The organism is Sphingopyxis fribergensis (assembly GCF_000803645.1).
GTDB lineage: Bacteria > Pseudomonadota > Alphaproteobacteria > Sphingomonadales > Sphingomonadaceae > Sphingopyxis > Sphingopyxis fribergensis.
In genome coordinates this window covers 249,978-264,251 of record NZ_CP009122.1, presented here as the reverse complement: position 1 = coordinate 264,251, position 14,274 = coordinate 249,978, and the positions used below count along the sequence as shown (strand labels likewise).

10 protein-coding genes are annotated in these 14,274 nt (G+C 58.8%); 7 read left to right on the top strand and 3 right to left on the bottom strand.

The window, feature by feature from the left end:
* Positions 1-164: 164 nt before the first annotated feature.
* The 3 genes from SKP52_RS01135 (at position 165) to SKP52_RS01125 (ending at position 5,040) form a co-directional block, all read left to right on the top strand.
* A complete protein-coding gene (locus SKP52_RS01135; protein ID WP_228383775.1) occupies positions 165-2,600 on the top strand; it encodes a membrane-bound PQQ-dependent dehydrogenase, glucose/quinate/shikimate family in 2,436 nt (811 codons plus the stop codon).
* Between the two features lie 629 nt (positions 2,601-3,229).
* Positions 3,230-4,321, top strand: coding sequence for a polyprenyl synthetase family protein (locus SKP52_RS01130; protein ID WP_081997146.1), 1,092 nt, complete (start codon positions 3,230-3,232; stop codon positions 4,319-4,321).
* Between the two features lie 113 nt (positions 4,322-4,434).
* Positions 4,435-5,040 carry a TetR/AcrR family transcriptional regulator gene (locus SKP52_RS01125; protein ID WP_081997145.1) on the top strand — a complete coding sequence of 202 codons (606 nt, stop codon included), beginning with the start codon at positions 4,435-4,437 and terminating at the stop codon, positions 5,038-5,040.
* A 197-nt stretch (positions 5,041-5,237) separates the two neighbouring features.
* On the opposite strand, the gene SKP52_RS25095 is transcribed toward SKP52_RS01125, so the two are convergent.
* Positions 5,238-5,825, bottom strand: coding sequence for a TetR/AcrR family transcriptional regulator (locus SKP52_RS25095; protein ID WP_197418015.1), 588 nt, complete (start codon positions 5,823-5,825; stop codon positions 5,238-5,240).
* A gap of 228 nt (positions 5,826-6,053) precedes the next feature.
* Between SKP52_RS25095 and SKP52_RS01115 the strand changes: the two genes are divergently transcribed.
* The 4 genes from SKP52_RS01115 to SKP52_RS01100 all read left to right on the top strand — a co-directional run bounded on the left by SKP52_RS01115 (position 6,054) and on the right by SKP52_RS01100 (position 11,836).
* Positions 6,054-7,115, top strand: a complete 1,062-nt coding sequence (locus SKP52_RS01115; RefSeq protein ID WP_081997143.1) for an AraC family transcriptional regulator — start codon at positions 6,054-6,056, stop codon at positions 7,113-7,115.
* Positions 7,116-7,687: 572 nt separating this feature from the next.
* Positions 7,688-8,761 carry an alcohol dehydrogenase gene (locus SKP52_RS25090; RefSeq protein WP_039570726.1) on the top strand — a complete coding sequence of 358 codons (1,074 nt, stop codon included), beginning with the start codon at positions 7,688-7,690 and terminating at the stop codon, positions 8,759-8,761.
* Positions 8,762-8,793: 32 nt separating this feature from the next.
* Complete coding sequence (locus SKP52_RS01105) at positions 8,794-10,230, top strand: coniferyl aldehyde dehydrogenase (RefSeq protein WP_052207699.1); 1,437 nt, start codon at positions 8,794-8,796, stop codon at positions 10,228-10,230.
* A gap of 244 nt (positions 10,231-10,474) precedes the next feature.
* Positions 10,475-11,836 carry an NAD(P)/FAD-dependent oxidoreductase gene (locus SKP52_RS01100; protein ID WP_052207698.1) on the top strand — a complete coding sequence of 454 codons (1,362 nt, stop codon included), beginning with the start codon at positions 10,475-10,477 and terminating at the stop codon, positions 11,834-11,836.
* Between the two features lie 381 nt (positions 11,837-12,217).
* Here the strand turns inward: SKP52_RS01100 and SKP52_RS01095 are convergent, their stop codons facing one another.
* A complete protein-coding gene (locus SKP52_RS01095; protein WP_039570724.1) occupies positions 12,218-12,667 on the bottom strand; it encodes a lipocalin-like domain-containing protein in 450 nt (149 codons plus the stop codon).
* A gap of 88 nt (positions 12,668-12,755) precedes the next feature.
* On the bottom strand, positions 12,756-14,252 hold the full coding sequence (locus tag SKP52_RS01090; RefSeq protein WP_039570722.1) for a CoA transferase: 1,497 nt from the start codon (positions 14,250-14,252) through the stop codon (positions 12,756-12,758).
* Positions 14,253-14,274 lie beyond the last annotated feature (22 nt).

Sequence of the window (14,274 nt, the reverse complement as noted above, 5' to 3'; positions counted from 1 at the left end):
CCTTCTAATAACAGCTTGCGCACATTAGCGACTAATCCTCAAAATGGCACTGTGTATAATGGGGCTTTCAACAGGCGCGGTTTCGCGGCGCGTGATGGTCGACGAGCCACGAATGCCTGGTGAGCAGTTGCCACCCAGGGCGCCTCAACCGCTTGCTCCCTGACATGACCCACCAGAGAGGTTCACGCATGCCATCGTCGACAAGCGCCAAGGCCGGCAGAATTGCCGTCATCGCCCTGGGCCTGATCATACTGATCGTTGGCTTGTTGATGCTGGGGGGCGGCGCCTATCTGGTCGCGCTTGGCGGCTCCTGGTATTTTGCCCTCGCGGGTCTGGGTCTGTGCGGCTCGGGATGCTTGCTGATGCTGCGGCGGCCTGCCGGTGCCGGACTGTATGGCGTGGTATTTATTGCAACGATCGTCTGGGCCTTGTGGGACGTCGGTCTCACCTTCTGGCCGCTGATCTCCCGTCTGTTCGCGCCGGCCGTGCTGGCAATTCCTGTGTTGCTGCTGCTGCCTGCCCTGCGCCCCATGGCACGCCCGGTGCCTCGCAAGGCGTCTCTGGGCCTGGCCTGCCTGATCGCGCTTGCCCTTGCCGGCACGATCGTCAGCACCTTTCAGCCCAGGCCGTTGGCGGTTGCAGACGCCGTGTCGGCGCCCATTCCCGGCCGGTCCGCCGCGCCCAGCGCGGGCGGCGATTGGCCCTATTGGGGGCGCAATCCATCCGGCACACGCTTTGCTACGCTCGACAAGATCACGCCCGCCAACGTCGCTGGCCTCAAGGTTGCCTGGACCTATCGCACCGGCGAGATCCCCAAGGACCCGGCTGCCTTCGTGACGACGCCGCTCCACATCGACGGACGGCTCTATGGCTGCACGCAGTCCAACGTGATCTTCGCGCTGGACGCCGATACGGGCAAGGAACTGTGGCGCTACGATCCGCATGCGCAAGGCAATTTCCGCCCGCGCTGCCGCGGCGTGGGTTACCACGATGATGCTCCCGCCCCGTCTAAACCCGCTCCGTCCACACCCGTAACGCCCCGTGCTGTCGCCATGGCTGCGCCCTCCGGCCCCTGCGTCCGCCGCATCATCTCCACCACGGTCGATGCCAGGCTGGTGGCGGTCGATGCCGTGACCGGCTTGCCCTGCGCCGATTTCGGCAACCGTGGTGTCGTGAGCCTGCGCACCAGCATGAGCAACATGCAGCCAGGGTTCTACTTCCCCACCGCCGCGCCCACCATCATGCGCAACCTCATCATCGTGGGGGGACTGGTGCGCGACAATTACGAGGAAGGCGAACCCTCGGGCGTGGTGCGCGCCTTCGACGTCCACACCGGCAAGCTGGTCTGGGCCTGGGACATGGGGAATCCGGACGCCTCGGGCCGCCCGCCTGCGGGAAAGAGCTTCACCCCCGGCACGCCCAATGTGTGGTCGACGCCTTCTTTCGATGACAAGCTCGGGCTGGTCTACCTCCCGACCGGCAACGCCACGCCCGATTCCTGGGGGCCGAAGCGCAGCCCGGCCGCCGAGCGCTATTCCTCCTCCATCGTGGCGCTCGACGTGACGACGGGGCGGGTGCGCTGGAGCTTCCAGACCGTGCATCACGATTTGTGGGATTACGACGTGCCGGCCCAGCCCGCGCTTTACGATGTGCCTGATGGCCATGGTGGCACGATTCCCGCTTTGATCCAGGTGACCAAGCGCGGACAGATCTTCATGCTTGACCGCCGCACCGGCAAGCCGATCGCGAAGGTGGAGGAACGCCCCGTCCCCCAGAAAGGCGGCGCGCGGGACGATTTCCTCTCGCCCACTCAACCCTATTCGACAGGCATGCCCGCCATTGGCGCCGAGCGTCTGACAGAAGCGCGCATGTGGGGCGCAACGCCGCTCGACCAGCTCTATTGCCGGATCGCCTTCCGAAAGGCGCGCTACGATGGCGACTTTTCTCCACCGGGCCTGAAAACGGCCATCTATTTCCCTGGCTGGTTTGGCGGCATGAACTGGGGCTCGGTGTCGATTGCCGAAAACCGTGGCACGATGATCGTCAATGACACGCGCGTTCCTGTCGTGGCGCGCCTGGTCCCGCGCGCCGAATACGACGCCAAGGCGCGGAAAAGCAGCGGCGAAGGTTCGGGCGCGCCGCAATATGGCACGCCTTACGGCCTGGAGCAGGGCACACTCGAATCCCCCTTGGCAGTCCCCTGTCAGGAACCGCCGTATGGGGCGATCACAGCCATCGATCTAGCCACTCGCAAGGTACTGTGGTCGATGCCGCTGGGTACCTTGCAGGATTCCGGACCGCTGGGACTCGCGATGCATATGGGCATTCCCATCGGCCTGCCGGCGATAGGCGGACCGGTCACAACGGCCTCGGGCCTGGTGTTCATGGCAGGAACGCAGGACCATTACATCCGCGCTTTCGACATCAGAAACGGGCACGAACTCTGGAAGGGACGCCTGCCAATGGGGGCAGAAACCACGCCGATGACCTATGTTTCACCTCGTAGTGGGCGCCAGTACCTCGCCATTGCAGTGGGTGGAAACCTCGCCCAGAAGCAGGATCGCGGAGACTATATTGTCGCCTTCTCGCTTCAGCATTAGGTGAAGGGATGCAACAGGGGACCTGCGGAACATGAAATCGCCATAGCAAACCGTTACCAAGCTGCATTTCGTGATGTGTGCTCCACTGTCGCTCCGCTTCCCGCGTGATGTCAGGAAGATGCTCGGTGGAACGAAGGTTGAGGCTTATAATCACGTCCTACCGATCCGTAACTGCCAATTGCCTCGATCTTGCAACGCTGCTGTGGTTTAATCGCGCCAGATTCCATCAATCACTCTTGCATCGGCGCGTCTTCGCGCCGCCCGCGATGACCATTTCCGCCAGACACCGCCGTTCAAGCAGCCGATTCGCATGACCGCATAGTTGCCTAATTGATGTCCGCATTGGTCTTCCTTTTGCCCGTTCGCCATTGGTTGTCTTCGAGGTCATCAGACAGCCGTGGTCGGGGTTCGTCTATGGCCTTCATAATCGCGGCGAAGTCATAGCTCTAGCCGCGCTCACACCCGGCGGATGGAAGTGGCAAGACCGGCCAGGCTGAGGTTCTTGCGGCCCGTAAGCTCCAGACGGACAGCAGATTGAACCCATCAGATTTGCAAAATCCGCCAAGCCGGAAAAATGATAGTGATCGTTCACTATTGCCTTGGGGAATACCAAGTGCTAGCTAAGGGCAGTGCAAAAATGGCGAGAATCCGAGGTACTCGATCGACTACTAGCGGGCCAGGCCCGCGTCGGTGGTGTTCGGCGTGATGAAGACGCAAGGACTCACGAACAGTCTGGTTTCGATACCCCGTCGCTGGAAGCGTTGCTGCAACTGGTCGCCAGCGACTTGAGAGATGCCGAAGCAATCCTGTTTACAAAGGCTCAGAGCAAGGTTGAGTTGATTCCTGAACTGGCCGGATACCTCATTTCAAATGGTGGAAAGCGGATCCGGATGGCCCTGCTCCTGGCCTGCGCGCGCCTAATCGGCTACAGTGGCCCTCGATCGCCTTCGCTGGCGGCTGCATTGGAGTTCATCCATACTGCCACTCTCTTGCATGACGATGTGGTGGACCGCTCGGCCCTTAGACGGGGTCAACCAACGGCCAACACGATCTGGGGCAATAGGCGAGCGGTCGCTGTCGGCGATTTCCTTCTTGGCCGGGCATTTGAGATGCTGGTCGACGATGGATCCTTGGATGTGGTCAACGCCATATCGCGCGCTTCAATGGTCCTTAGCGCCGGCGAGGTTTCCCAACTGGCCTCGCACCGCCAAATAGAAACAACCGAAGAAACCTATTTTCGTATCATCAGCGCAAAGACCGCTGCACTCTTTGAAGTATCATGCCAAATAGCTGGATACCTGCCCGGGGGAAACAAGGCCACGGCTGTAAAATTCAAAAGGTTTGGGCGATCCCTTGGCATTGCCTTTCAGTTGACCGACGATGTGATCGATTATGTGTCGACATCGGCCCGTATGGGCAAGGATGCAGGCGACGATTTTCGAGACGGCAAGGTGACGCTGCCGGTGATTATCGCCTTCGCGCGGGGCTCACCGGCAGACCGGCGTTTCTGGGAAGACGCAATGCAAGGCAATAAGGTGAGCGACACAGATTTTGCACACGCCCTCAAACTTCTGGAAGATACTGGGGCAATCCGGGATACGCTAGCCCGCGCTTATAACCATGGAAGGGTTGCCAAATCCCATCTGAGTTCGTTCGGCAATTCTAGGGCGAAGAGTGCTCTTAGCATGGCGGTGGATTTTGCTGTCAGTCGGTGCTTTTAATGCCGAGCCGAACGGTCACGGAAGCGTAACGAAATGCATTCGCGTTTCGGAGAAACATTGCGTCTTGGAGAGCGGTAGCACAATGGCCTTCACATTGTTCGTTGTTGTTGGGAATGGCCAAATTGACTGAAAGCTGGACAAATCGATCATTGCTTCGCCGCGAGAAAATCATCAGTTCTGCGCGCAAGAGCTTTATCGAGCTGGGTTTTCACGGCACCGGTATCGCGCAAATTGCAAAAGATGCGACGGTTTCCGCGCAGCAACTCTATCGCGATTTTACCAACAAGGAAGGACTGGTCAGCGTAGTTGTCGAGCGAGAGTCACGTGCGCTATTCGATCCGATCGTCGACGCCGTAGAGGCAGGGATTGCGGACGAGCATGCCCTAGAAGCCAATCTTGGAAGCGTTTTCGAAACGCTGTTGGTTACGCTGGAGCCATCGCTCTTCCTGGAGATGTTTGCAGAGGCAGCCAGAAACCCCAATATTGCCCTTATTCTCCAGGATACCGATGAGGCGGTGCGCGCGCGGCTAACCAACGCCTTTCGACAATTTGCGGATGTGACCGTTCCGGATCAGGATATTGATGTCGTTGTGCAGATAATGTTGGTCATAATGGGCGGCCTCATCAACCGCCCTGTAGCCGAACCTGCTTTAGCCCGACAGACATTGGCCAGACAGTCTGCCTCCATCATAGCGGGCCTTCTTCGCAAGCGTCGCTGAAGTTCGCGTCAGGTCGGCAAAGCGGTCTTGATAGCGTAGCCAAGATGGGTGAAATCTCGACCGGAAATTGGCTTTTTTAAAGATCACATCATCGAATAATCTAATACGCGGATGCACCCATCGGTTGGCCGACATAACGGACCTTCGACGATGCGCCGGTTTAAGGCGCATCGCTCGGCCGTTCTGACCAAGCCCATTCATCCGCCAAGAAACAGCCGCTCGACGGAGCGACTGAGCCGTTCTGCGAGCTGGGTGTCGTCGACCCCCAGCTCATCCTTGATGACGGAGTTCATCATCAGGGGCATGGCAACCATGCCAATGAGGAGAAAAACGAGGAAATCCGGATCGTCCACTTCGACAAGACCGGTATCGCACGCCTCGCGCATCAGCGGTTGGACCGTATCGAAATGCGGACGCCAAATATGTTCGAGAATATAGTCGCGCCTCTCGCCCGGCTTTGCCACTTCATCAGCAAAGAAACGACCAAGTTCTGGGACCTCCGTGCTGAAAGCGACGAATTTCCGCAGTGCGATCCTCAGCCGGGCGGGGTATGACGAACCGTCTTCGCACAGTTCAGCGATCGGTGTGTGGACAGCGGCCATACGCCGGGCGAGTTCATCTACAGTGGATTTCCACAATCCCAGTTTTGATCCATATCTGCGAGAAACAAGGGCAGGATCAACATTGGCCTTAGATGCGATCTCACGCAGGCTCGCGCCTTCATAGCCCGAAGCCGCAAACGCGGCGAAGGCGACCCGCGCCACCTCCTTGGAGTCTGCCTCCAAGCCGTGCCTCGGCCTCCCGCGACCACGCCTGTCATTTTCAACCCTGGTACGACCCGGCATTGACGTCAGCCACCCTCTGATTTAATCAACATATGATGATTTATGGCATTCGTCCCGAGTTTGCAAGCATGCCGCGATACAGTCTGATTCTCCATATGGACAGAGGCAGGGCGGCCCCAACTTATCGGATCGCAGCGCCGGACGAGAAAAGCGCAGGATGGAGCCGACATGTTCATACGCACCGCACAAACACGTCCCGAGATGACACCACCGGGCTTTGCCGACGAAGCGATAAGCCCCTATAGGGCCCGGCTTGCGGATCTCGAACTCGCGGTCACGAGCGCATTGCTTCCGCTCTCTTTGGTGAGCGACGACGATATGCCAAATGGCGAACCCGAGCTTCTGGGACAATTTGCCAGCCTTTCGGCGCTTCGACTTGCCCGACTGTCGATCAGTGGTGTCGGCGCGCGCTGGAATAGAAAAGCCGCTGACATTGGCAACTATGTAAAGTTGATCTTCATCACCAGGGGTCAGGGCAGACTATGGCGCAACGGAAGCGCCCAGATTCTGAAAGAAGGCATGTGGACCATCTATGATCCAGCCTGCCCTTACCGGCTCGATTCTGACGAACCTTATGATTGCGTAGCGGTAGCGATGCCGGTTGGAGCGGTATCGATTCAACGATTTCTTGCTGATGCAAACTGGGCCGAGCAAACCTATCCAATCGCCGGCAACATGGCGATTGCGTTCGAAACTATCAGCGCGTGCCTGGACGGTAAGGTCGAGGCAGGGCGCGACGACGTCGCGGCAACGGCTCATGCAATCGCGACACTTATCGAGGCGGGCATACGTCGATCGATGGACAATGGCGGTGCTTTCCTCGATATGTCACGCGAAACGCTTCTTCTCTCCCAGGCGCACCAGGCGATCCGTGCATACGGCGCCGATCCCGAATTCTCGGTGGAGGGCCTGGCGGACATCCTGCATGTTTCCAGGCGGACCCTGTACAACGTATTGAAGCTGAGCGGGCAGACGCCGTACAAGGCCATCCAGCAGTATCGGATCGACTTGAGCTGCGCCATCCTCTCTGATCCCGGCCAATCCCACAGAAACGTCACTGATATTGCTCTAGACGCAGGGTTTCCCGATGCGACCCACTTCGCGAGGCTTTTCAAACAACAACTGGGTATGACGCCGACGGAATATCGCCACGCGAGATTGACGACGAAGCTGCCAAGAGTGCCTCGCTTGAGCACGCTCGCGCGGGAATGCGCCAGCCGATCCGCCTAACACCCACCGCTGACCAGCATCAGGCCTACCGTCTGACACGATCGGTGTCATCGGATCCGCACTTTAGCGGCCAGTACGCGTGCCCGCCCGCCCACCGGATCGGCGGAAAAGTAGCAAAGTCTTGCCAGCGTACCTCCGAAGCACAGAGGCGCCATATAGCTGCGACATTTGCGGCAAATTGATGGTCCGCTGAGATGGGCACGGGCCGCCCGATCCCCGACCAAAAGTTTCCGGTTTCGACTTATCCGGGCTGCCCAGGCCGCAACCAGGTGCAGGTTGCAGGGCATAGCCTGACCTCCAATTTCAGGGCGTCTGGCAGCCACCGTCTCGACGACCGAGATTTGCCTTTGGCCATTGAAGACCGGCTAGCGCGTCGGAACCTCAATTAAAGCCAATTTTGCACAAAATGGCATGAACACTGCACGCAACGGCGCGCAGACAGGTCGGTGTGCGCTTACTAACGCTCGAAATCTTTCACCTCGATCTTGAAGATGACGGGAAAATTCAAGAACGCACACGAAATGACCCCGTCAAACACACTTTCCATGTAAAATAAGAAGAGGTACTCACTCTTGGAAAATCAAACCGTAAAAGCGCAGACGGTGGTCGCATTTGGCGAACCGCTCGAGGAACGGATTTCCGAACTGCACAAGCCGACCGGAAAGCAAGTACTGGTTCGAGTGCATTCCTGTGGTCTTTGTCATTCCGATCTGCATTTCCACGAGGGCCATCTCAATCTGGGTGGCGGCAATAATCTGCCACTGACGGCACTTGGCGTGAATCCGCCTTTCGTTCTCGGGCATGAGCCCTTCGGCACCATCGTCGATTTTGGCCCTGATGCGGGAATGGACGAAGCTGATCGAGGTCGTCCCGTTATCATCTACCCCTGGATAGGTTGCGGTGACTGCGAATATTGCAACAGAGGACTGGATCACCAGTGCGCCAATCCGCAGGTTATCGGCATGCAGCAACCAGGTGGGCAGGCAGATCATCTCCTGGTGCGCGAGCCCAAATTCCTGATCGAAGCGAGGGGAGTCGATCCTCTGCTTGCGGGTCCTTATGCATGCTCCGGGCTTACCTCCTTTTCCGCCCTGAAAAAACTCGACGGACGACAGGATCAGTGGATAGCGATCATTGGTGCCGGCGGCGTCGGCATGATGGCGCTCGCCATCGCCAAGGGCTCGGGATTTCAGAAGGTCGCGGTGGTCGATGTCAATGACGAGAGATTGAAGGTGGCCGCCGACCAGTATGGCGCAGACCTCACGATCAACAGCTCAACACCTGATGCCGCAGAGCGACTGCGTGAAGCCACCGGCGGGCTGGCTGGTGTCGTGGATTTTGTAGGAGCGCCTGCCACTGCGGAATTTGCACTGGATCAACTCAAGACAAGCGGCAAACTCGTGATTGTCGGACTGTTCGGCGGCGAGGCCCATGTGCCGCTTCCGCTGCTGGCAATTCGCCAGGTCAGCATTGCCGGCTCGTTCGTCGGCAGCCTCGATGAAATGGTCGAACTGATGACCTATGTTCGTGCTGGCGCCATCAAGCCTATACCTGTGCAGGAAGTTCCCATCGCTGAGGTCAACGAGGCGATCCAGCTACTTCGCGCCGGGAAGGTCAATGGTCGTCTCGTTCTCACGCACGATTGACACGCGCCCCCTATTAACAACGGACACACAACATGCCCAATTTGCGACTTCCCGACGATCCCTCGGCAGACCAAATCCGTGAACGGCTCGATCGAATGAAACACGCTCAGTTCGAAGCAGGGCCGCCCTCACCTGCCTTACGCAAGGACCGCATCAGCAGGGCAATCGACCTGTTGCGGACGCATCAGGAGGCGATTATCGATGTCGTCTCGTCCGACTTCGGAACGCGAAGCCGGCAGGAAACTTTGCTCGCCGACATCCTCGCATCCGTGGAAGGGCTGCGCTTCAATCTCAACCATATCGATGAATGGATGAGGCCTCAGCCACAACTGGAACCCTTCCCAGGCACCCAAGCCTGGGTCGAGTATCAGCCGCTGGGCGTAACCGGTATTATCAGCCCCTGGAATTTTCCTGTCGTGCTGGCCTTTGGACCATTGGCGAACTGCTTCGCAGCAGGCAATCGTGCTATGCTCAAGCCGTCGGAATTGACCCCGGCAACATCTCAACTTTTGGCTGACCTGATCGACGAATATTTCGATCAGGACGAATTGACCACTGTACTCGGTGGACCGGCCACTGGATCGGCTTTTTCAGCCCAGCCGTTCGACCATTTGGTTTTCACCGGCAGTACGCAGGTAGCACATCATGTAATGCGATCAGCATCCGAGAATCTGGTTCCCGTAACCCTTGAACTTGGCGGAAAATCTCCTGTACTCGTCTGTGCTGACGCCGACTTGCGGGAGATGGCCGAGCGCATCCTTACGGTAAAAACCTTCAACGCCGGACAGATTTGCCTATCTCCGGACTATGTCCTGATTCAGGAAGAGCGCGTGGAGGATTTTGTCGAGCAGGCTAAAGCAGCGGTGGCGGCGATGTATACCAGCCTACGCGACAATGATGACTATACTTCCATGCTTAATGCGGGGGGGTTTGCGCGCCAACATGCCCTGATCGAAGACGCCAGGATCAAAGGTGCGACCTTGGTCTCGCTCAACCCGTTAAACGAAGATTTGTCCGATCCAGCGAAGCGTAAGGTTGCTCCGACATTGGTGCTTGGTACGACTGATGAAATGCGCGTTACGCGGGAGGAGATTTTTGGGCCGCTACTTCCTATTGTCACCTACGGCACGCTTGAAGACGCGATCGCCTATATCAATGCCCGTGCTCGTCCACTGGCACTCTACTTGTTCAGCAACAATCTGGATGTCCGATCCGAGGTTGCAGCGCGGACCACATCGGGCGCGCTTATCGTGAACGATGCAATGACCCATGTTTTTCTTGATACGCTTCCGTTTGGCGGCGTCGGAGCGTCTGGCATGGGCCACTACCATGGCGAATATGGCTTCCGCGCGCTGAGCCATGCGAAGCCGGTATTCGTGCAGAGCGAAGGCGGCGAGTCGAACCTCCTGATGCGCGCGCCCTATAGCGAAGGCGCCGAACAGGTAATTGCAGGCTTGATCACGGCGTGACCGGCCACCCTGCATGGCGAGGTCCAGACGGATTTCGCCGTGCAGCGGCACCCTCATGTCATCATAGAAGGCGCCTGTATCACGGGCCGTTCGCCCGATTGGGCTCAGAACCGCGTGCTTGGACAGCGATGTGGCCTCTATCTGACAAACGCAGGCGCGCGACCGCCAGCCCCGAGATGTCCCGACGGGCAGTTCTCTTGGCAGCCTGACGACTCAAAATGAACCCAGTATAGAGGCGCATGCGATGACGATCGATACCAGCTCACGTCCCAAATCTAAACAACAGGTGGCCAAATCGAAGAAAACCCAGATCGTCGTGGTGGGCGGCGGTGCGGGCGGGCTCGAGTTGGTAAGAAAACTTGGTGCGCATTTTGGGCGAAAGAATCATGACATAATCCTCATCGATCGCAACCACACGCATATCTGGAAACCGCTGTTGCACGAGGTCGCGGCCGGCTCCCTTGATGCCAATCTGGATGAGGTGGGATATCGCGGTCACTGCCATCGCTGGGGCTACCGCTTCTATTACGGTACGCTCGAGACGATCAACCGGACGAAACGCCAGGTCATCATTGCTCCGGTGCATGATGAGGATGGCAGCGAGATCGTGGGCCGCCATGCGATCCGCTATGATTATCTCGTGCTTGCCATCGGCTCAGTGAGCAACGACTTCGGTACGCCGGGTGTTCGCGAAAACTGCATCTTTCTTGATGAACGCGCCCAGGCAGACCGCTTCCGGTCGAAGCTGCTCGATCATTGCCTCAGAGTATCGCGACGAATGAGTGCTGACTGCACGGTCAATGAATATGTGCGAGTGGTGATCATTGGCGGGGGCGCTACCGGAGTGGAGCTGAGTGCCGAGTTGTACAATGCCGCATCGGCGCTTCGCCTTTACGGCCTCGAGGTTTTCGACGAGAGCAGGCTTAAGGTCACGTTGGTCGAGGCGGGGCCGCGCATACTTCCGGCTCTGCCAGAGCGTCTCGCCAAGGCCGCGCAGGCGGAACTTGAAGCTCTAGGTGTCCGGGTTCTCACGGGCGTGCCCGTCACGAGTGCCGAAAAGCACGCCATCATTACCAAAGAGGGCGAACGGATCGAGGCGGATCTCATGGTATGGGCGGCCGGCGTAAAGGGCCATGCCCTGTTGAGCCATCTTGATGGTCTCGAGGTCAATCGCGCTTCTCAGCTTCTTGTGCGTCCCACCCTTCAGACGACAGAGGACGAAAGGATTTTTGCGTTGGGGGATTGTTGTTCCTGCCTCCTTCCAGGCACCGAGCGGCCGATACCACCGCGCGCGCAGGCCGCACATCAAATGGCATCGATGGTCTACCGAAATCTTTTGCGGATCACCGCCGGCAAGCCCCTCCTCGATTTTGTCTATCGCGACCATGGATCGCTTGTATCGCTCAGCCGCTTTTCGACCGTCGGTAGCTTGATGGGCAATTTGATAGGCGGACGCCTCGCGGTCGAGGGTCGATTGGCGAGATTCGTCTACACGTCGCTTTATCGTATGCATGTTCTGGCAGTCCATGGCTGGCTGCGTGGTCTCGCGTTGATGGCTGTCGGCAAGGTCAATCAGGTCATACGGCCGCGCCTCAAGCTGCATTGAAGCATTGACGCGCCTCTCTTGATGTATCGCAGGCGCATCCTCCCCCCACCTTGGGCATGGTCATGCGCCAACGATCGCATTGCCATTCACCAAGGGCATCGAGGGCCAAAGTGGCGCTGCGGGAATCTCCAGCTGATCATTTCCTCACTCACGGCCATGTCATATAGACCGGCGTCGCACTGATCGACCGTTTGCTGGCGGGATTTGATCTGTCTCGTTGAGTTGAGAGGCTTTTGTGTCCAGGCAGCGAGGGTACGGGCACAGCGGGGCGATCGCCAAAACCATGTTGCAAAGTATGCCGGCCCGCGGTCCTTCGATCCACGGGCCGGTCGATCAGAGATGGGTCGCGCAAAGCCGTCACGCGCTTGGCACTGCTCCCTGTCAGTTGCCGGCACGCGTCCATGTCAGATACGACATGACGGTCTTGCCCCCAGACTGGATGGGCGACGCCGTGCTGAGGTGGAGAAGGTCGCCTTCCTGCCTGACGACGCGAGGCTGGGTCTGGCCCAGCCAATTGGGAAAGAACGAAACGAACATGCCGTGTGTCAGCGTCTGATCCTCTTCCTTCACTTGGAAGGGACCGGAATAGGCTATGTAGTTCCCCGCTTGGCGATATTCGTCGTCCGAACCGCCGAACCAGTCTCCCGACGCGAATTCCGGACGGCCAGATTTCATCAACTGGGCGGACATGAAACCGTCCGGTGTATACATGATGATACCAGTCGCATCTTTTCCCAAAGGATGAACAGTTGGCGATCCGTCGACTGGCTTCTCGACATAGGAGACCAGTGTCCAGGCGCCGATAAGACTTTCACGCAAGCTCTTGCTCATGTCACTTTTCCTTGTTCTGTGGGTTATCCCCGCCTGGCGAGGGAAAATCGGGCCCGGATTGCGGGGCCCAGAACCATCGGAGTCCCCCTTAGCGGCGGGGAAGCCATTCCGGCTTATTCGATCCGCGGGGCACAAGCGGCGTGGCGTAGAAGCCCGGCGTACGGGACATCTGCACCTGATCGGTAACGCCCTGGTAGTGCCCGCAAGGTGTATTGGCTTCGAACATTTCGGGCGCCAGATACTCGTGGTCGCCGGGCGTGCCCGCGATCGAGGCCGCATAGGACTTATCGAATATGCCCATCTTCAGTAGCCAGATCGACAGGCGCGCCAGCGAAATGCGGATGCGATAGCTGCCACCTTCGACTGCGCGCCGCTGAAGCGCAGCCGCCACGGCGACGCTCGAAATCCAGGACATGGCATAGTCGTTGACGACGAAGATCTCGGTCAGTTGCGGACGCTCGGGCGTACCTTCGCGGGCGAAGACGCCGCTGACACCGCCGGCATTCTGGTCGAAGCCGATGCGGTCCGCCCAGGGCCCATGCCAGCCGTAGAGCGACATATCGACGTGGATCAGTCCCGGATTGAGTTCCGCCATCTGCTCTGCCGTCAGGTTGTAGCGACCAAGGAAGCCGGGGCGGCGGTTGGAGAACATGATGTCGGCGTCCTGCGCCAGCGCCTTGAAACGCGCCAGCTCGTCGGCGCGCTTCAGATCCATGGTGGCCGACCGCATGCCGACATTGGCCGTGTAATAGGTCAGATCCATCTCGAAGTCGTTCGGCCCCCAGATATTGAGAACATCCGCCCCATGATAGGCAAGCGCGCGCCCGAGCCCGGCGCCCGCGATCACCCGGCCGAGGCCGAGCGCGCGAATACCGTCGAGCGGCGTCTTGGGATCGGCGGTAAACGGAACGGGATCGCTGTCACCGATCTTCGTGATTTCGACGAGCGGCATGTCCTTGAGATAGCCGAACTGCTCGGTCGCCACGAATTCCTCCACGGTTCGCACGAGCGTCGCCTGCAAGCCCGCTTCGTTAAAGCGCTGTTCGAGATCGAGCCCATCATATCCGCGCACCGCGGCGGAGATGGCGCTGACGCTATCATTGCAACCCAGCAGGGCCAGCGCCGCCGATTTGGTCCGGGGGTAGATGTTGAGCAACTGGATCCAGCGCCCGTCGCGTGTCTGATACATGTGACTGGGCATGAATGGATTGGTGGGATCGGACGGCGTACCTGGGGCATATCCGTTCAGCATCTCCCATTTCTTATCGTAGAAGGGGCAGAGACGGTGGAGGACTCGCCGCAGATCTACAGACAAATCCTGCCCCTCGCCGGTCCGCGTCTTCCATATGCCGGCAAAGGCCACCGCCTTCGCCATCAGCGATACACCCGCCATGGTAGCGAGCGGCCACGGGCTGGAAATCACCGGGTCCTTGCCAATGAAGCTGATAGTACCGTCGGCATCGTGCGAACCCAGGCCGACCGAGGAAAGGACTTCCTGTAGCTCCTTTGCCGGATCGATCCTGTCGTCGGACGTCAGCGGTTCCGCCAGCGCCGTCTTGATGCGAGCTTCGATGATATTGCTCATCACATCATTCCTATCCAAAAGT

Coding starts and splice junctions, on each gene's coding strand:
- SKP52_RS01135 (WP_228383775.1), top strand. CDS start 165: ATGACCCACCAGAGAGGTTCACGCATGCCATCGTCGACAAGCGCCAAG.
- SKP52_RS01125 (WP_081997145.1), top strand. CDS start 4,435: ATGGCCAAATTGACTGAAAGCTGGACAAATCGATCATTGCTTCGCCGC.
- SKP52_RS01115 (WP_081997143.1), top strand. CDS start 6,054: ATGTTCATACGCACCGCACAAACACGTCCCGAGATGACACCACCGGGC.
- SKP52_RS01105 (WP_052207699.1), top strand. CDS start 8,794: ATGCCCAATTTGCGACTTCCCGACGATCCCTCGGCAGACCAAATCCGT.
- SKP52_RS01100 (WP_052207698.1), top strand. CDS start 10,475: ATGACGATCGATACCAGCTCACGTCCCAAATCTAAACAACAGGTGGCC.
- SKP52_RS01095 (WP_039570724.1), bottom strand. CDS start 12,667: ATGAGCAAGAGCTTGCGTGAAAGTCTTATCGGCGCCTGGACACTGGTC.
- SKP52_RS01090 (WP_039570722.1), bottom strand. CDS start 14,252: ATGAGCAATATCATCGAAGCTCGCATCAAGACGGCGCTGGCGGAACCG.